The organism is Acinetobacter sp. 1566109 (assembly GCF_000582255.1).
GTDB classification, from domain to species: domain Bacteria; phylum Pseudomonadota; class Gammaproteobacteria; order Pseudomonadales; family Moraxellaceae; genus Acinetobacter; species Acinetobacter nosocomialis.
The window spans coordinates 89,833-106,885 of the sequence record NZ_JEYB01000007.1 but is presented as its reverse complement, the minus strand read 5'-3'; the positions used below and the strand labels follow the sequence as shown (position 1 = coordinate 106,885).

20 protein-coding genes are annotated in these 17,053 nt (G+C 37.8%); 16 read left to right on the top strand and 4 right to left on the bottom strand.

What is annotated here, in order from left to right; all coding sequences use genetic code 11:
- The 4 genes from J582_RS09400 to J582_RS09385 form a co-directional block, all read left to right on the top strand.
- Positions 1–217: BCCT family transporter (locus tag J582_RS09400; RefSeq protein ID WP_171073039.1), on the top strand; the 217-nt coding region annotated here is incomplete at its 5' end.
- A 117-nt stretch (positions 218–334) separates the two neighbouring features.
- Positions 335–2,401 carry a choline transporter gene (locus tag J582_RS09395; protein ID WP_032047801.1) on the top strand — a complete coding sequence of 689 codons (2,067 nt, stop codon included), beginning with the start codon at positions 335–337 and terminating at the stop codon, positions 2,399–2,401.
- Between the two features lie 11 nt (positions 2,402–2,412).
- Positions 2,413–3,027 carry a MarC family protein gene (locus J582_RS09390; protein ID WP_002054351.1) on the top strand — a complete coding sequence of 205 codons (615 nt, stop codon included), beginning with the start codon at positions 2,413–2,415 and terminating at the stop codon, positions 3,025–3,027.
- 261 nt (positions 3,028–3,288) lie between these two features.
- Entirely contained in the window at positions 3,289–3,804 is a 516-nt protein-coding gene (locus J582_RS09385; RefSeq protein WP_002054353.1) for an acyl-CoA thioesterase, read from the top strand.
- Between the two features lie 130 nt (positions 3,805–3,934).
- Here the strand turns inward: J582_RS09385 and J582_RS09380 are convergent, their stop codons facing one another.
- Positions 3,935–4,132: a hypothetical protein gene (locus J582_RS09380; RefSeq protein WP_002054416.1), complete on the bottom strand. Its 198-nt coding sequence runs from the start codon at positions 4,130–4,132 to the stop codon at positions 3,935–3,937.
- Between the two features lie 502 nt (positions 4,133–4,634).
- On the opposite strand from J582_RS09380, the gene J582_RS09375 reads away from it, so the two are divergent.
- Complete coding sequence (locus J582_RS09375; protein ID WP_032047799.1) at positions 4,635–5,633, top strand: CobW family GTP-binding protein; 999 nt, start codon at positions 4,635–4,637, stop codon at positions 5,631–5,633.
- A gap of 40 nt (positions 5,634–5,673) precedes the next feature.
- On the opposite strand, the gene dctA is transcribed toward J582_RS09375, so the two are convergent.
- Entirely contained in the window at positions 5,674–6,936 is a 1,263-nt protein-coding gene (gene dctA, locus J582_RS09370; protein WP_002054365.1) for a C4-dicarboxylate transporter DctA, read from the bottom strand.
- Positions 6,937–7,125: 189 nt separating this feature from the next.
- Between dctA and J582_RS09365 the strand changes: the two genes are divergently transcribed.
- From J582_RS09365 to pgaD, 5 genes are all read left to right on the top strand, one after another.
- A complete protein-coding gene (locus J582_RS09365) occupies positions 7,126–7,656 on the top strand; it encodes a YaeQ family protein (protein WP_002054386.1) in 531 nt (176 codons plus the stop codon).
- Positions 7,657–7,743: 87 nt separating this feature from the next.
- Positions 7,744–8,085: an FKBP-type peptidyl-prolyl cis-trans isomerase gene (locus tag J582_RS09360; protein WP_002054441.1), complete on the top strand. Its 342-nt coding sequence runs from the start codon at positions 7,744–7,746 to the stop codon at positions 8,083–8,085.
- Between the two features lie 236 nt (positions 8,086–8,321).
- On the top strand, positions 8,322–10,316 hold the full coding sequence (gene pgaB, locus J582_RS09355) for a poly-beta-1,6-N-acetyl-D-glucosamine N-deacetylase PgaB (RefSeq protein WP_032047797.1): 1,995 nt from the start codon (positions 8,322–8,324) through the stop codon (positions 10,314–10,316).
- A 13-nt stretch (positions 10,317–10,329) separates the two neighbouring features.
- Positions 10,330–11,586: a poly-beta-1,6-N-acetyl-D-glucosamine synthase gene (gene pgaC, locus J582_RS09350; RefSeq protein ID WP_004888283.1), complete on the top strand. Its 1,257-nt coding sequence runs from the start codon at positions 10,330–10,332 to the stop codon at positions 11,584–11,586.
- A gap of 85 nt (positions 11,587–11,671) precedes the next feature.
- Entirely contained in the window at positions 11,672–12,091 is a 420-nt protein-coding gene (pgaD, locus tag J582_RS09345) for a poly-beta-1,6-N-acetyl-D-glucosamine biosynthesis protein PgaD (RefSeq protein ID WP_022575072.1), read from the top strand.
- 107 nt (positions 12,092–12,198) lie between these two features.
- Here the strand turns inward: pgaD and J582_RS09340 are convergent, their stop codons facing one another.
- Complete coding sequence (locus J582_RS09340) at positions 12,199–12,987, bottom strand: crotonase/enoyl-CoA hydratase family protein (RefSeq protein ID WP_032047796.1); 789 nt, start codon at positions 12,985–12,987, stop codon at positions 12,199–12,201.
- 247 nt (positions 12,988–13,234) lie between these two features.
- Between J582_RS09340 and pnuC the strand changes: the two genes are divergently transcribed.
- The 4 genes from pnuC to J582_RS09320 are packed head-to-tail and all read left to right on the top strand — an operon-like array spanning position 13,235 to position 15,285.
- Complete coding sequence (pnuC, locus tag J582_RS09335) at positions 13,235–13,825, top strand: nicotinamide riboside transporter PnuC (protein ID WP_022575070.1); 591 nt, start codon at positions 13,235–13,237, stop codon at positions 13,823–13,825.
- 46 nt (positions 13,826–13,871) lie between these two features.
- Positions 13,872–14,471, top strand: coding sequence for a hypothetical protein (locus J582_RS09330; RefSeq protein ID WP_032047795.1), 600 nt, complete (start codon positions 13,872–13,874; stop codon positions 14,469–14,471).
- A 21-nt stretch (positions 14,472–14,492) separates the two neighbouring features.
- Positions 14,493–14,960, top strand: a complete 468-nt coding sequence (locus J582_RS09325; RefSeq protein WP_004710151.1) for a hypothetical protein — start codon at positions 14,493–14,495, stop codon at positions 14,958–14,960.
- A gap of 22 nt (positions 14,961–14,982) precedes the next feature.
- Positions 14,983–15,285 (top strand): hypothetical protein, encoded by a 303-nt coding sequence (locus tag J582_RS09320; RefSeq protein WP_032047794.1) that lies wholly within the window; start codon positions 14,983–14,985, stop codon positions 15,283–15,285.
- Positions 15,286–15,326: 41 nt separating this feature from the next.
- Here J582_RS09320 and J582_RS09315 read toward each other — a convergent pair whose 3' ends face one another.
- Positions 15,327–16,139, bottom strand: coding sequence for an IclR family transcriptional regulator (locus J582_RS09315; protein WP_032047793.1), 813 nt, complete (start codon positions 16,137–16,139; stop codon positions 15,327–15,329).
- Positions 16,140–16,412: 273 nt separating this feature from the next.
- Here J582_RS09315 and J582_RS09310 point away from each other — a divergent pair, with 273 nt between their 5' ends.
- Both J582_RS09310 and J582_RS09305 read left to right on the top strand, forming a co-directional pair.
- Positions 16,413–16,718 (top strand): non-heme iron oxygenase ferredoxin subunit, encoded by a 306-nt coding sequence (locus J582_RS09310; protein WP_000118514.1) that lies wholly within the window; start codon positions 16,413–16,415, stop codon positions 16,716–16,718.
- Between the two features lie 27 nt (positions 16,719–16,745).
- Positions 16,746–17,045, top strand: a complete 300-nt coding sequence (locus tag J582_RS09305) for a recombinase-like helix-turn-helix domain-containing protein (RefSeq protein WP_000847096.1) — start codon at positions 16,746–16,748, stop codon at positions 17,043–17,045.
- The last annotated feature ends 8 nt before the right edge of the window (positions 17,046–17,053 follow it).

Genomic DNA, 17,053 nt, shown 5'->3' with positions numbered 1-17,053 from the left:
CTTATTATTAGCAGGTAGTTTTAACTCCATGCAAAGTGCAGTGGTGTTATGTGGTTTACCATTTTCTGTGATTATTTTGCTTTATATGTTTGGCCTAGCCAAAGCCCTAAAGCAAGATGATTTTGACCCGAATGTTGCGAAAAAGCAGTTAGCTATTTCAAAAGACATTTCTATTCCATCGAATTGTGACCAGAACAAAGTGACCGAAGTTTTATAACCTTGGTTCATCACATTTATTTATATTTTTTGCGTTCAAAGCAGTCTTTTCATTATTGTTAAATAGTGAAAAGACTAAATTGAATATTTTATTTTTCTTCTATTCCTTGAGGATTGTATGGCAACAGATAATCCAAGAGCAGTTGATGATTTAACATTATCTAAATCTAAAAAAGACCCGCTTAACCGTGTGGTTTTTTATATTTCAGCTCTAATCATTTTAATCTTTTCTCTCGTTACTTTTTTATTTAACGATTTCGCAAATCGAACCATTAACACCGTTCTTGCGTGGGTAACGTCAACCTTTGGCTGGTATTATTTACTGGCTGCTACGCTGTATATGGTGTTTGTCATTTTCATTGCCTGTTCACGATATGGTGAAATTAAACTTGGTCCTAAACACTCAAAGCCTGAGTTTAGTTTACTGAGTTGGTCTGCCATGCTGTTTTCGGCAGGTATTGGTATCGATTTAATGTTCTTCTCGGTGGCCGAGCCATTATCTCATTATATGCAGCCGCCTGTTGGTGTAGGCCAGACCTATGAAGCGGCACGCCAAAGTATGGTGTGGACGCTGTTTCACTATGGTTTGACCGGATGGTGTATGTATGCCTTGATTGGTATGGCACTTGGTTATTTCAGTTATCGCTATAACTTACCGCTTACCATTCGTTCTGCACTTTACCCAATTTTTGGGAACAGAATTAATGGGGCAATTGGCCATAGTGTAGATACTGCCGCCGTCATCGGGACAATTTTTGGTATTGCGACCACCTGCGGGATTGGCGTAGTACAGCTGAACTATGGTTTACATGTTTTATTAGGACTGCCAGAGAATATCTGGATGCAGTTTGCACTCATTGCCATTGCAGTCGGTATTAGTATTATTTCAGTGACATCTGGGGTGAATAAAGGCCTTAGGATTTTGTCTGAAATCAACATTTATGTATCAATTGGTCTTTTACTGTTTATTTTGTTCTTGGGCAATACCGAGTTTTTACTCAATGCGCTGGTACAAAATATTGGTGATTATTTAACTCGCTTCCCAACCTTAGCCTTACAAAGTTTTGCTTTTGAGCAACCTAAAGATTGGATGAGCAGTTGGACCTTGTTCTTCTGGGCATGGTGGATTGCTTGGTCGCCATTTGTAGGTTTGTTTTTGGCTCGTATTTCTAGAGGCCGTACTATTCGTGAGTTTGTGTGCGGGACTTTAATTATTCCTCTGTTATTTACCTTAACGTGGTTATCCATTTTTGGTAATAGCGCATTGCACAGCGTGATTTTTGAAGGCAACCAAACTTTGGCTGCAACGGTATTATCAAATCCGGCACATGGTTTTTATGACCTGTTAGCGCAGTACCCAGGTTTTACCTTCATTGCTTCAATCGCAACAGTGACAGGTCTTTTGTTCTATGTGACTTCTGCCGATTCGGGTGCATTGGTTTTAGGTAACTTCACCACTAAGCTTACTCATATTGATAATGATGCACCGCGTTGGTTAAGCGTGTTTTGGGCAATTGCCATTGGGTTATTAACGCTCGCTATGCTGATGACCAACGGGATTACCGCTTTGCAAAATGCAACCATCATTATGGGATTGCCGTTTAGTTTCGTGATGTTCCTTGTCATGGCGGGGCTTTATAAGTCGCTCAGACTTGAAGACTATAGGCATGCCAGCCGAAGTATGAATGCAGCACCTGTAGTGGGTAACGTCGATATTCTCAATTGGAAACAGCGTTTGACTCGGGTTATGCATCATCCGGGAACGTCTGAAACCAGACGAATGCTCGATACCGTTTGCAAACCTGCTGTTCAAGCTGTTGCCGATGAACTCATTAAGCAAGGTATGAATGTAGACGTGCAGCAAACACCACTTGAAGATGAAGAGGCGCTATATCACCTCGATCTCACCATTCATTTGGAAGAAGAGCAAAACTTCGTTTATCAGATTTGGCCAGTCCGTTATAGCGCGCCTAACTTTAGTCAGCGTGTAAAACGAGGCAAACAGTTCTATTACCGTCTCGAAACCTATCTTTATGAAGGTTCTCAAGACAATGACCTTGTGGGTTACAGTAAAGAACAGGTTATTAATGACATTTTAGATAAGTATGAAAGACATATGACATTCTTGCATATTAATCGTATTAGCCCTGGGAACCGTCCATTATTCCCAGATCCACAAGCTTAAGGGGAATATGCATGGTTTCACCATATCTGCATTCTTTTGCTTTATTTTTCTCGTTGCTCAATCCATTTTTAATGAGCATTTATATGATTGGCCTGATCCGCCATTCAGAAACCAAGGTATTTAACAAAGCCTTAATTCAGGGCAGCTTGATTGCTTATATCGTCTTTATGCTGTTTGCATGGGGTGGTGAAGCAATCTTTAGTAAATACCTGAATGTACGCTTTGAGGCTTTCCAGATTTTTGGTGGTCTTATCTTTTTAGTGATTGGTTATCGCTATGTGTTTCAGGGAGCCGATACGATTGGTGAAATGCGCGGTGCACCTGAGCATTTAGCTGGAACGATCGCTATGCCTTTTATGATCGGGCCGGGCACCATTAGTGCTGCTGTGGTGACAGGCATTGAAATGTCGATTGGTGCTGCGGCACTTGTGATCGGGTTTACCATGTTTTTAACATGCAGTATTTTGATTTTGATGAAATTTTCACATGATCATTTACGCTATAAACATGCAAAATACATTGATCGCTATTTCGATATTGTCGGGCGTTTATCTGCTTTATTAATCGGTACGATTGCTGTTGATATGATTATTAATGGTATTACCGGACTGATCCATAAAGTATAGCGAACCTCATATAAAACGATGCTATGTCATTTAAAATGGAACAAAATGGCATAGCATCTTTTGATTATTTTTGACCGCTCACTAACTGCTTATTTAAGAAAAACTAAAAAATTATTAAAAATAATAGCTTAAAAAATATTCGTTCAAAAAAAGAATTAACAATATTAAAAAATACGATGCTATGTAGTGGATTTAAGCATGTTTTTTTTGTGAATTATCAACCATAATGTTTTCTGAGCTTGTTTGAGACAGAGTTGAGTCATGCCTACATTAGATGAAATGACAACCGTAACTGATGATCAGTCAGAATTAACCATGTCAGTTTTAATGACGCCGGATATGGCAAATTTTTCAGGTAATGTTCATGGTGGAACAATTCTAAAGCTGCTAGACCAAGTGGCCTATGCTTGTGCAAGTCGTTATTCAGGCAGCTACGTCGTAACGTTGTCTGTAGACAAAGTAAATTTTAAAGAACCGATTTATGTGGGCGAACTCGTTACATTTTTAGCGAGTGTCAACCATGTGGGTCGTACTTCAATGGAAGTGGGTATTCGTGTAGAAGCACAGAATATTCAAAAGCGTACCGTGCGCCACACCAATAGCTGTTATTTCACGATGGTTTCGGTTGATGAGAATGGTAAACCTCGTGAAGTGCCTCAATTAAAACTCGATACAGAGTGGAAACGCTGTCGATTTGAAGCGGCAGAACACCGCAAGGTATTACGCCTACAAGAAAATCATAATCCTTCTTGTAGTATGTATAAGAAAACTTCTTAAAAAGAAAAATGACTAAAATAAAAAAGATCGAACCGCAGCATGGTTCGATCTTTTTTTATTCACTGAAATTCAACTTCCTGTTTCGTTTCAGCAAAATTATCTCTGAGCTTGGAGGAGAGTACAGAGATAATTATTGAGCAGCAGGAGCAGCTTCAGAAGCAGAACCTACCGCTTCAGATGCAGCATTTGCAGTGTTTGCTTGTTCTTGAGTTGAAACTACAACTTTATCTTCTGCTGGAGCATGAACTTTATCATGTTTAGAAGCAGCAAAAGTTGAAGCAGCAGTTAAAGCTAGGGTAGTAGCGAGTAAAGTTTTAGCTAATTTCATTTTATGGCATCCTTAAATTCATTAAAAAATAAATCAAACCTAATCGTTCAACCTAACGGAGATAAAACATGTATGGCTGAATGACTAAGCTAGGACACATGCTAAGCCGAGCTTTGGATTACATCAATTAACTTAACAATCTATTACGCCTATCTTAACAATATGAAATATACGGGCCGTTTATGTGCGTCTACTGTAAAATTAAAGCGCTAGTTGAATGCTAAAAATGTGAAAGAATATTTCTTGTTGAGTAAAAAAAAGCCAAATTGTTTACGTAAACAAAACACTCTGGCATGAATTATGAATGCCTATAAATAGAATATTCCGTTTAATTCTTTTTTATCTAAAGTTAATTTAAATAATTGATGAGATTTATGTCACATAAAGGTTGTTTTAGCCGGATAATTGAAAACTATAGCTTCAAAATGAAAAAACATTTTCATAGTAGTTAAACAGTGATATACCTTTTTTAGTTTTTAAACCTTGTTGATTTGAGCCACCTGTGAAAATTATTGCCCAAAAAACTGTTCCTACCCATATTATTTCAGGGTTTTTAGGGGCAGGGAAAACGACGTTATTACAGCATTTGTTAAGTCAAAAACCCAAAAATGAAGTGTGGGCGGTTTTAATGAATGAGTTTGGGCAAATTGGAGTAGATCAACAGCTCTTACCACAAGATCAGGGCTATGCAGTAAAGGAATTATTGGGCGGCTGTTTATGTTGTAGTAGTCAACTCCCAATGCATATTGCTTTGGCTCGCTTGTTAAGTGAACAAAAGCCAGACCGACTTTTTATTGAACCTACTGGGCTTGGCCACCCTTCGCAATTATTTGATCAGTTAACTGAACCGCATTGGCAAAACAGCTTGGCTATACGTGCATTGGTTACAGTTGTCGATGGTAGCCGTTTGCATGACACCAATTGGGTTAAACAAAATCTGTATGAAGATCAGTTAAAAGCTGCACAAATTGTAGTGGTCTCTCATGCTGACACCATGACTTTTGAAGATGAACAGGCACTGGTTGAGCTTAAAGAAGAATACCAACCTTATCACCAGCAATGGCTAAAGACCGAGCATGGTCAACTTGAACTAGCACAAATTGATGTGCCTGCTCGTTTAACTGCACGCTCTATACAACCTTTACTGAAGCTTCAAAAACAAATGACCGAAGCTGAAGTTGCTAAAGAAATTCATCAATTGCCATATCACTATGTTGAATCGGCACAAGGTTACATTGTGGCGGGTTGGAAATTACCTAAACGTTGGAAGTTTGAATTTTATGCTCTGCTCGATGTGTTATGTGCACAGAAAGGCTGGCTACGTATTAAAGGAATTTTTAATACAGATCAGGGATGGAAGACCTTTAACTTTAATCCTGAACAGTTTAATTATAAGTCTGGTGAAGAAGGGATTGATAATCGTGTTGAAATGATTAGTCAACATGACCACGACTGGCTGGCATTTGAAACTGAATTATTAGACTGCAGAATTGCTGAATAGAGAACATTGAAAAGATACTTCAATGTTCTCCATAAGAAATTCAATTTTTTATATCAAGTACTTGTTTTGCTTGTGCATGGTCGATGTCTTTTTCCCAATGGGCAATGACTACGGTCGCAACACAGTTACCAATGAGGTTGGTACAGGCACGGATAATCCCGATAAACCAGTCTACAGACAGTAAAAGTACTAAACCAATTGCAGGTAAGCTTGGAATGACTGAAAGTGTTGCAGCAAGAATCACTAAGGCAGATCCCGGAATACCATGTGCGCCTTTAGAGGTAATGAGCGAAACCAGCAAAATAGCCAACAAGTCATGCATAGAAAGATCGATATTGCAGGCCTGTGCAATAAAGATCACCCCTAGAGTTAAGTAAATTGAAAAGCCATCTAAATTAAAAGAATAACCGGTTGGGATGACCAGACCGACTGTTGAATCTTTAATGCCTAGGTTTTTAAGCTTTTTCATGACTTGAGGAAGTACCGAGTCAGAAGAGGCGGTCCCTAATACAATCGCGAGCTCATCTTTAAAATAGCCCACAAACTTGAAAATGTTCAGGCCGGTAAGCTTTAGAATTGAACCTAAAACAATCACAACAAATAAAATGCAGGTTGCATAAAAGAGTAAAACCAGATAACCGAGTTGCAGGAGTGAGTCTGATCCAAATTTTGCAGTGGTATAGGCAACTGAACCGAATACACCAATTGGAGCTAGGCGAATAATCAGTCCCATAATTTTAAAGAAAACTTCAGAAAAAGCTTCAAGTGCCTGACGTACCAGTTCTGCTAAATGTTTAGGAATTAAAAGGAGAGAAACACCAAACAAAATCGCGATGAGTAAAATCTGTAAAATATCGCCGTTGGCAAAAGCAGCCGTAAATGTTTTAGGAATAATATTAAGCAGAAAGTCCGAACCCGTATGCATGTCGTGAGCACGGTCGGTATAGGTACTTAAATCTTTAGCATCTAAATGGCTAATATCAATATTCATGCCGACGCCCGGTTTAAAGACATAAGCAACAATAATTCCCAAAATTAAAGCAATACTGGTGACGACTTCAAAATAAAGAATTGTTTTTGCACCGACTTTGCCCATTTTTTTAATGTCGTTCGCACCATAGATTCCCAGTACTACTACACAGAATACAATTGGAGCAATCAACATTTTAATGAGAGAAATAAAACCATCACCAAGAGGTTTTAAAGCTAGGGAGAAATCATGAAAAGCAAGACCCACTGCAATACCAAGGAAGAGAGCGCAGAGGACTTGTAGAAATAAACTACGTTTAAGTTTTTGCCACATAAGTCATCAAATCAAAAGAGAGGAATACAACCCTTTAAAGCAAAAAGCCCGCCAACTTTGGAAGTACTCGGCTGTTTTGGAATAAGATGCAAATGAAGCATGAAAGAAGTTTTGTATTACTGAGTTTTTTCTATAATTTTGTAATTAAAATCGAGTATTCTTAGCGCCAAATTTTTGGACATCTCAACTATGGCGCTTAAAGCAACAATTTATAAGGCAGACTTGAATATTGCCAATATGGATGACCATATTTATGGCGATTATCAATTGACTCTTGCCTTACATCCTTCAGAAACTTTAGAACGATTAATGGTTCGTGTTATGGCATTTGCACGCTTTGCCAGTGATAGTCTTGAATTCACCAAAGACCTTTTTGAAACCGATGAGCCAGCACTTTGGCAAAAAGACCTAACAGGGCAGTTAGAAACCTGGATTGAAGTTGGTTTACCATCTGAAGATAAAGTCAGAAAAGCCAGTGCTCGTTGTAAAACTGTGGCAATTGTTGCCTATGGTTCCCAAGTCGAAGACTGGTGGAAGAGAAACAGTAAAATTAAAACACTGGGTAATGTTCAAGTATGGCAAATCGCGCCTGAAAGTACAGCAGAGTTAGAACAACTTTGTGAACGTACCATGCAGCTACAGTTAAATGTTATGGATAACGAATGGACTTTGTTAAGTGACAAGGGCCAAGCAAATGTGGTGTGGACACAATTACAGTAAAACTGAAAAGCGCAACAAATTTTACAACTTCACTTGCTAGACTAAAGATTGAGTCTGAGCTGTGAAATTAAATGAAACGGAAATGTTATGATCACTGAATTAGAAATTATCGATTTAAAAGTAGGCGAAGGTAAAGAAGCGGTTAAAGGCGCCTTGATTACCACTCACTATACAGGGTGGTTAGAAGATGGTACTAAATTTGACTCTTCTATTGATCGCGGAAATTATTTCGAATGTGTGATTGGTACAGGCCGTGTCATTAAAGGTTGGGACCAAGGCATCATGGGAATGAAAGTTGGTGGTAAACGTAAACTTATTGTTCCTGCGCATTTGGCTTATGGCGAACGCAAAATGGGTAAAATTATTCCGGCAAACTCAAACTTGATTTTTGAAATTGAATTGTTTGATGTAAAAACTCGTGATGAATGAAATCAAAATTTTACCGTTTGATTTTTTTATATAAGCTTTAAATATGAATATATTCGTTATTTATATTTTAGCTTTTTGAATATTTAAGATTATTTTCAGTTTATTTCATTATAAAGGTGAACTGAAAAACTGTTCTTTTGGGGCAGTTTGAACTTAAGAACTAAATAAATAAGAGTTTTAGTTCTTAAGTTTAAATTTCACATAAATAATCTATATTGCTATTGAGACGCTATTTCATGATTACCCGTTTTGCATCTCCTTTGTTGAATCTAACGCTTGGCTTAGCTTTAGCAGGCTTGTCAGGTATAGCACTAGCTAAGCCTCCTAAAATAGATGCTTCAGAACTTACTGTTATTGGCTATCATGAAATTACCGATACTAAAAATGCCTTAATTCCTCAATATGCAGTGACCACAAAACAATTTGGTGAGCATATCGATTGGCTGCAAAAAAATGGTTTCCATTTTATTACTGTAGATCAGTTGATTCGTGCTCATCAGGGCAAAGCTGCACTGCCGACCAAACCAGTTTTATTAACCGTAGATGATGGTTATCAGTCTTTTTATCAAAATGCCTATCCAGTTATTAAGGCTAAAAAAATCCCGGTAGTGCTTGCCGTTGTTGGTTCATGGCTAGAGCCAAAAGCAAATCAAAAAGTAGATTTTTCTGGCGAAGAAATTTCACGTGATAAAATCTTAAGCTGGCCTGAACTTAAAGAAATGCAAGACAGTGGTTTTGTTGAAATTGCAAGCCACAGCTATCATTTACACCGTGGTATTACCGGTAACCCACAAGGCAATTCTGAACCTGCGGCGACAACTCGTTTTTATGACGTAAAAACTAAAACGTATGAAAACGACAGCCAATATCAGACCCGAATTTATAATGATTTAAAAAAGAATAATCAGTTGCTTAAAGAACATGGTATACGTTCACCACGTATTATGGTGTGGCCATATGGTCGCTATAATATGCAAACTGTTCAAATTGCTAAAAAGCTTGGTATGCCAATTACTATCACACTTGATGATGGGGCAGATCATGCAAAACAGTCTCTACAAAATATGAGTCGTATTTTGGTAGAGGGTGGAATGAGCACGAATGATTTAGCTCAAGAAATTAAAAATCGTGAGTTAAATTTAACGGATAATAATCGTCCGCAAAAAATCATGCATGTGGATCTCGACTATATTTATGATCCAGACCCGCAACAGCAAGAGCGTAATTTAGGTAATTTACTCGACCGTATTAATGCAATGGGTGTAAATACAGTTTATTTGCAGGCTTTCTCTGATGCAGATGCGAACGGTTCTGCCGATATGGTATACTTCCCAAATCGACATATTCCTATGCGTGCTGATTTATTCAACCGTGTTGCATGGCAAATTCAAACACGTACTCCTGTAAGCCGTATTTATGCGTGGATGCCATTATTGGCATGGGAACTACCAAAAACTGATCCAGTATCAAAAGACTTGGTTGTGACCCAACAGGATAAGACGAGTGGACACCTCAATATGGGATACATTCGTTTAAGTCCTTTTTCACCAGAAGCGCGTCAAACTATCCGTGAAATATATGAAGATTTAGCAAAATCATCGTCTTTTAATGGAATTTTATTCCATGACGATGTGACCTTGTCTGATTATGAAGATGCAAGTCCAGATGCTTTAAAAGCTTATGCAAAACAAGGCTTACCAACAGACTTGGCAAAAATTCGTGCGAATGACGAAGATTTGCAAAAGTGGACTGCATTTAAAACAAGATATTTAGATGATTTTGCAATGCAGCTTGTTGATGAGGTTCGTCAATATGAACCGTTCCTGTTAACAGCACGTAATTTATATGCGCAAGTGGCTTTAAAACCATATGCGGAAAACTGGTACTCTCAGTCACTTGAAGAGTCACTAAACCGTTATGATTTTACTGCTATTATGGCGATGCCATATATGGAGCAAGTGAAAAATCCAGATCAATTCTATAAAGATATGGTTGATCGCGTGAAAAAATATCCAAATGGCATTAAGAAAACAGTTTTTGAGCTACAGGCAACAAACTGGCGTAATAACGAAAAGGTACCTTCAACTGAAATGGCTGCGACGATTCATTCTCTCTATGAACAAGGTGCAATGCATGTTGCATACTATCCAGATGACCCAATTAAAGATCATCCGGACGTGAACGTGATGCATAAAGCATTTGCTGAAAAGTCATCTCGTCTTGTGCCATAGACGAGGCTGAAACATGACAATCTTTGCTGCAATATGGTCGCACGCCCTAAAATTCGTTTTTTATTATCCATTGTTTATGTCATATCTATGGATGATTGGTGCGATCATTTTCTATTGGAAGGAACGTAAGGCTCCACCTTATGATCAACCCGCTCCATTAGAAAGCTATCCGAAAGTTGCTGTACTCATCCCTTGCTTTAACGAAGGTGATAATGCAGAGGAAACCATTAGCCATGCTTTAAAACTGGATTATCCAAATTTTGAAGTCATTGCGATTAATGATGGTAGTTCGGATAATACGGGTGAAGTGCTCGATCGTTTAGCTGAACAATACGAAAAACTTCGTGTTGTTCATCTTGCACAAAACCAAGGAAAAGCGATGGGACTACAGGCGGGCAGCCTGATGACTGATGCCGAATTTTTAATTGGTATCGATGGCGATGCTTTGCTTGACCCACATGCAGCAAAATGGATGATTCGTCATTTTCTTCAGAACCCAACGGTTGCAGCTGTAACTGGAAACCCACGTATACGCACGCGTTCAACTTTGTTAGGCCGTATTCAAGTCGGTGAGTTTTCTTCGATTGTGGGAATGATTAAACGTGCTCAGCGTACATTTGGTCGTTTATTTACAGTGTCTGGTGTAATTACAGCTTTCCGTAAAAGTGCTGTTCATCAAGTCGATTATTGGTCACCAAATATGTTGACTGAAGACATCGACATTACTTGGAAGTTGCAGCGTGCAGGCTGGGACATTCGTTTTGAACCGAATGCCTTGGTTTGGATTTTGATGCCTGAAACTTTGAATGGTTTATGGAAACAGCGTTTACGTTGGGCAATGGGTGGAGCACAGGTTTTAATTAAAAACATTGATGTGTTCACCAAACCAAAATTGAATTTTTTATGGCCTCTCATGTTTGAGCTTTGCTTAACTTTAGTATGGTCATATTTAATGCTGGCAATGGCTTTATTGTGGTTGGTACATTTTATTTTACCAATCCCTGCTTTAGCCGTTGTGAGTTCCCCATTTTTACCGTATGGTAGCGGTATTTTATTGGGGGCAACCTGTCTAATTCAGTTTGCTTTAAGCAAATGGATGGATAGTCGCTATGAACCGCATCTAGGAAAAAATTATTTCTGGATGATCTGGTATCCATTGGTCTTTTGGCTAATCACCATTTCGGCAACCATTGTGGCATTTCCTAAGGTCTTACGACGTGGAGATGAGAAACGAGCACGTTGGGTGAGCCCGGATCGGGGCATTCGTTAGATGAAATGCAAGAGTCATGAGATTTTAAAGATCGTGCTGTATTGATGTCTGGGGAAAACCGCAGCACTTCGTTAGGTAAAGAGAAATGAAGACAAATTCGTTGATTATTGATTTACGTCGTCAACTACCATGGCACAAACGCTATGTTTCTACAACAAGCACAGCCATGATGTGGGGCGGTTGGTTGTTGTTGTGGCGTCCGTTTGTATTTATTTGGGTATTGGCAGAGCTCCAAAAAACTCATTTAGTACATCGTTTGTTTAGTGCTTTTGGTGTAGGAATTGAACATGGCATTACTGCTCTGATTGCTTGTGCAATTGGCTTGCTGCTCTGGAGTCATGTGTTGCCTGAACGCCGTGTTGGAGGGAGTGCACTTAACATGAAACAGACAGATGATTATGCACGTTACTTTGATTTGCCAGAACAAGAAATTGAACAGGGCCGTAGCCAAAAAATTACGGTCGTTCACCATGATGAATTTGGTAAAATCGTTAGAGTTGAATAAATCTAATAAATAAAAGAAAGCCCACTTCATGTGGGCTTTCTTTTTTGCATATTTACTCTTAGTGAGTCATAAATTTTAGACCCCGAAGCCTAGTGTTTAAATCGATTTTATTTACCTTTAAAAACAGGCGGTCTTTTTTGTAGCATAGCGAAAACACCCTCTTGAACATCTTGTGTGGTCAGTAAAGGTTGTAGATGATTTTGCAATTGATGAAAAGCAACCTCGTAACCTTCATTAATAGCTTCACGTGCAGAGGCAAGAGTGGCTTTTACGGCAAGGGGCGCTGCTTGAGTAATATGTTCAGCGAGTTCTATGGCACGGTTAAGCTCCGTACCTTCTAGGCAAACTTCTGTAATCAGGTTCATATCCAAGGCTGCTTTGGCATCAAAAGAGTCACCTGTAAGCAAATAGCGCATGGCTTTGGCCCAACCCGCGGCTTGAGTGAAACGTGCAGTTGCTCCCCCAAAAGGTAAGATACCACGTTGAACCTCCATTTGAGCAAACTGAGTATTTTCACTTGCAATCGCAATATCTGCGTTAAGAAATAGTTCTATGCCAGCGGTATAGCAATAACCCTGTACTGCCACAATCAAAGGTTTACTCAGTTTTCGGCCTACTGTGCCCCACGGGTTAATTTCATTTTCACTAAAATCAAAAACACCTGTAGCAAGCTTAGGTTGTAACTCAACCAAATCTAAGCCAGCTGTAAAATGGTCACCGTGAGCAAAAACAATCGCACAGCGCAGGGCGTCATTATTTTCATATTCGGTGAGCGCTAGTGATAAGTCTTTAATCATGTGACTATCAAAGGCATTACGTTTTGCTGCGCGATCTAAGCCAATTAAAAAAATATGTCCGCGAGTTTCACGGCTGACTTTTCCTTCTTGATTTGACATATTTTCAAGCTCTTTTATTTGTCTCTCATTATCTTTTAAACAATCATTTAAAAACTAGCAAATAGAAATTGTTAGTGACTTGATCAGTATTTCTTTTGTCTATGTATTGAAGTAAATCAATTTCATACGAAAAGACAGATCCTAAGATAATGTCAATTTTCATGATTTATTTAAATTAGCAGTTTGCTTAGTCTCATATTTTTCTCATAATACGCTGTTAAATTGATCTCAATAAGCAGCTTCTCTTATGTCACCTCTAGAAATTTTTGCAGTCTTAATTAGCCTCATTGGAGTCGGATTAACGGTAATCCGTAATATGTGGTGCTGGCTGTTTAATTTCTTCGCCTTTGTTTTATACGCTTATTTGTTTTACGAATTTAAGCTTTATGGTGAAACGATTTTGCAGTTCTTTTTTATGGCTGTAAATTTTTATGGCTTTTACTATTGGCTCAAAGGAAAGCAGCAAGATCATGACATTCGTATAGAACCAATAGCTCGTAAAGTTGCAATTTTTCAAATGGTCATTGCCGCGGTAGGTGGCTTGCTCTTTGGTCTGATACTTAAAAATTTTACCGATGCAGCGGTGCCTATGCTCGACTCACAGCTTGCCGCATTTAGTTTGCTTGCCACTTACTGGACCAGCCGAAAGCATATTGCGACATGGATACTTTGGGTATTTGTCGACATTATTTATGTGGGAATGTTTATTTATAAAGATCTATTTTTAACTTCTGCCTTATATGCAGCCTTTGTCTTAATGGCAGCTTATGGTTGGTATCAATGGGAAAAGGTGAAAAGAAAGCAGGTTGATCATATAGATTTAAAAAAAACTATTTAATGTATGAGAAAATATTAAAACAATAATCCTGTTTGGAAATTATTTGATGACTCATACTTTAAAAAAACTTTTATTTTGTTTATTTCTTTGTTCTGGTTATGCAAATGCTCAGATTAACGCTGTTCCTTTAAAGCAGCTTAGTAAATTACCGGATTCATGTCAGAAAGATGAAGCTGTTGAAAATAATAAATTAGCTATACAGACGGCACAGGTAAAAATACAAAGCTATTCTTGCTTTAAGCCTGATATAGCTGATGCGCTAGGCTATAACGTATTTGCTATCAATTTAGATAAAAATAAAACCTATTATTTTAAAGCGCAAACTCAGGATATATCCTCAATAGCAGGTCAGACTATACATAAAATTGATTCTGAAACCTTTGCAATAGACAATTATCAGGAGCGTGGTGGAAATTTTATTATTTTTTGGATAGCGGACTGGTCAAATATTTATACACAAGATATTTCTTACTATACGGATGATGAAACTTCCATAGATAGTTTTATTAAAGACAGACAGATTTATTTACAGAAGAAAAAATATTTGGATAATACCAAAACTAAAAAAGTTGGATCTCCTTTAATCATTATGAAAGACAAACAAAAAGGTTTGATCATAAATAAGAGTGAGGCACAAAACTTTTAAATCATTAATTTCTGGATTTTTATGAAAAATTTAACTCATATATTTTTATTTTGTATTGGCTTTTTAGTAGCAACTACCTCTTATGCGCAAGTAAATATTAAACCATTATGGCATGGTAAAGTATTGAACAGTTTTGATATTCCTTTAAATAATTTGAAAAAGCCAAAGCAGGTTATTAAAGGTGAGGCTGATGAATGCAATGGTGGTTATTTTCCAGATCAATGGGTATATGAAGATGGAGTGATACTCTCTACGGGATCTTTAGATAAGGTATATGTAAGCCAGCAAAATGGTCTAAAGTATGGTTCTCGATTATTTAATCATTTAACTACCGAGAATGATTTTAAAAAGTTTTTTGGTAAACAAATAGTTATATCTGAAAATCATACTTACTCTATATTTCCTTGGGAAGGTAGTAATGATGGCTTGCACTTTCATTTCCGTAATGGAAAACTACATTACTATACGTACTCTATTGATGACTGTTAATGATTAACCTTTAAGAATAGCCATGATCCTGAATTTAGTCATATATAAACAGCAACAGTTTGATGCGATGGCCCAAAAAATTATGGCCGAACCCACAAAATATATAGATTTTAATTCAGTGTCAGATTTTTATAAGGCTGCATGGCTCAAGGATTTTCCACAAGGCACACAGGTCTCTGCGACTGGTTTAGATGATGGTGCTGAAGAGTTTTATGCCGTAATACAGTTTAAACAGCAGTATTTAAAGTTTGATATTAAAGAAAATCATTTGCTACTGAGTTTTCAGGATATGAATGGTGAAGTTTTTAAAGTAGTTTTTAATTGATGAAATAAAAGCACAAAAAAAGCGACTTAACGTCGCTTTTTTTAATAGATAAATTTTGAAATTTTATCTGCCGTTGCGATGACCAGAGCGGCAATATCTTCTTTAAAGGTCTTTTCATCATAAGTGGTAATTGGGCAGCTCACCGAAAGAACCGCCACCATTTTTCCATTTGATTGTTTGAAAATAGGGGCAGCACAAGCAGCCATATCGTGGTTGTAATGACCCCAGCTCACCATCGATTTTTGAGTTTTTACATAACTCAACTTTTGTAAGAGTGCTTTCAAACTGGTTGGGGTCAGTTCTGAGTAACTATCCCACTCATTGAAATTACGGTAACGTTGTCGTACTTCTGCCTCTGGTAAATCTGACAATAACATTTGACCAATGACGGTTGCATGGGCAGGCCAGCGAGTACCTAAACTAATATTGCTGGTAAACGTTCCCATAGATTGAACGTTATTTACAAAAACAATGTGTGTACCTTCTAAAACGGTCAGATGTACTGCCAGTTTGGTCTGGTCGCGTAGTTCTTTCATTAAGGGCGTCGATAAATCGAGTAATGAAAGTTTAGATAAACTGTTAAAACCAAGCTCCATGACTTTTGAATCGAGAGCATACGTTTTTTGTGAAGCTTTCCTTAAGTAACCGCAAGCTTCAAGTGTGTAGATCAGACGAAATGCACTAGAACGGTTCACTTCCAAAATTTCGGCAATTTCTGTAATCGTCATTTCTTGTGCTTGTTGATTAAAAGCTTGCAAGATGGCTAAACCACGCACAAGCCCTGGTACTAAATACCGATCATCATTTTTTGTTGTTTCTGATTCTTGAGAATCTTCTTCAATCTCTAGGCTCATTCGTGTTGTTTTCCTATAAATAAAACAGGGTTCGAATTAGGGCATTATGCTTTATTTTAGAACAATTGTAATTATAAAGATTACATAAAACAATTTTTATATTTAAAACAATGTTTCTATTCTTAAACGTAACAAATTATTTAAAATTTATTAGTTAATTGATTTAAATAATTATTTTTACTTTGACAAAAAATAACCAAGAGGATTATGCTTAGCTTGTGTTTTGAAAATCAAATTATGTTTTGTATATAAAACAAAATGAGGACGCAAGGTATGAGTTGGATCTCAGTTTGTCAGCAGGGTGACGTTAGCGAAGATGAGCCGAAAGCCGTCGAAGTTGAAGGGAAAAAAATTGGTGTTTTTTTTGTCGATGAAAATTACTTCGCTATCGAAAATGTTTGCCCTCATGCGTATGCCTTATTAACGGAAGGATTTATTGAAGATCAAACTGTGGAATGTCCATTGCACGAAGCAATTTTTGACATTCAGACAGGTGAGCTAAAAAGTGGACCCGGGTGTAGAAACCTATGTACGTACCCAGTTCGTGTTGAAGGACAGGATATTCAAATTCAACTCTAGTCCTCACATGTACAAGGAAGCAGAACAATGAAGACATTTAATGAAAAGTTGGCAAGCTGGATTCATGCAACGCCGGCAACCGAAGCAGGTATCAACAATATTCAAGTTCCAGGTCAATCTGAATTGTTGGTTTGGCAAACACGTTATAAAGAACCGACTCTCTACGAACAAGACTTTGTAAAGAACTTGATTCAGGCATTTTCTGCAGGCGCAACAGAATTAGATGAGGTTGTTTCTGCACTTAATCAGCAAGGTTTCCGTTGTGAATCTGGTGATGAATGGACTTCTGAGAGCTTTACAGAAGAAATGCAACGTTTAGGTTATTGATTCAGGGA

Excerpts from the sequence above, each read along its gene's own strand:
- J582_RS09395 (WP_032047801.1), top strand. The coding sequence starts at position 335 with ATGGCAACAGATAATCCAAGAGCAGTTGATGATTTAACATTATCTAAA.
- J582_RS09390 (WP_002054351.1), top strand. The coding sequence starts at position 2,413 with ATGGTTTCACCATATCTGCATTCTTTTGCTTTATTTTTCTCGTTGCTC.
- J582_RS09385 (WP_002054353.1), top strand. The coding sequence starts at position 3,289 with ATGCCTACATTAGATGAAATGACAACCGTAACTGATGATCAGTCAGAA.
- J582_RS09380 (WP_002054416.1), bottom strand. The coding sequence starts at position 4,132 with ATGAAATTAGCTAAAACTTTACTCGCTACTACCCTAGCTTTAACTGCT.
- dctA (WP_002054365.1), bottom strand. The coding sequence starts at position 6,936 with ATGTGGCAAAAACTTAAACGTAGTTTATTTCTACAAGTCCTCTGCGCT.
- J582_RS09365 (WP_002054386.1), top strand. The coding sequence starts at position 7,126 with ATGGCGCTTAAAGCAACAATTTATAAGGCAGACTTGAATATTGCCAAT.
- J582_RS09360 (WP_002054441.1), top strand. The coding sequence starts at position 7,744 with ATGATCACTGAATTAGAAATTATCGATTTAAAAGTAGGCGAAGGTAAA.
- pgaB (WP_032047797.1), top strand. The coding sequence starts at position 8,322 with ATGATTACCCGTTTTGCATCTCCTTTGTTGAATCTAACGCTTGGCTTA.
- pgaC (WP_004888283.1), top strand. The coding sequence starts at position 10,330 with ATGACAATCTTTGCTGCAATATGGTCGCACGCCCTAAAATTCGTTTTT.
- pgaD (WP_022575072.1), top strand. The coding sequence starts at position 11,672 with ATGAAGACAAATTCGTTGATTATTGATTTACGTCGTCAACTACCATGG.
- J582_RS09340 (WP_032047796.1), bottom strand. The coding sequence starts at position 12,987 with ATGTCAAATCAAGAAGGAAAAGTCAGCCGTGAAACTCGCGGACATATT.
- pnuC (WP_022575070.1), top strand. The coding sequence starts at position 13,235 with ATGTCACCTCTAGAAATTTTTGCAGTCTTAATTAGCCTCATTGGAGTC.
- J582_RS09330 (WP_032047795.1), top strand. The coding sequence starts at position 13,872 with ATGACTCATACTTTAAAAAAACTTTTATTTTGTTTATTTCTTTGTTCT.
- J582_RS09325 (WP_004710151.1), top strand. The coding sequence starts at position 14,493 with ATGAAAAATTTAACTCATATATTTTTATTTTGTATTGGCTTTTTAGTA.
- J582_RS09320 (WP_032047794.1), top strand. The coding sequence starts at position 14,983 with ATGATCCTGAATTTAGTCATATATAAACAGCAACAGTTTGATGCGATG.
- J582_RS09315 (WP_032047793.1), bottom strand. The coding sequence starts at position 16,139 with ATGAGCCTAGAGATTGAAGAAGATTCTCAAGAATCAGAAACAACAAAA.
- J582_RS09310 (WP_000118514.1), top strand. The coding sequence starts at position 16,413 with ATGAGTTGGATCTCAGTTTGTCAGCAGGGTGACGTTAGCGAAGATGAG.
- J582_RS09305 (WP_000847096.1), top strand. The coding sequence starts at position 16,746 with ATGAAGACATTTAATGAAAAGTTGGCAAGCTGGATTCATGCAACGCCG.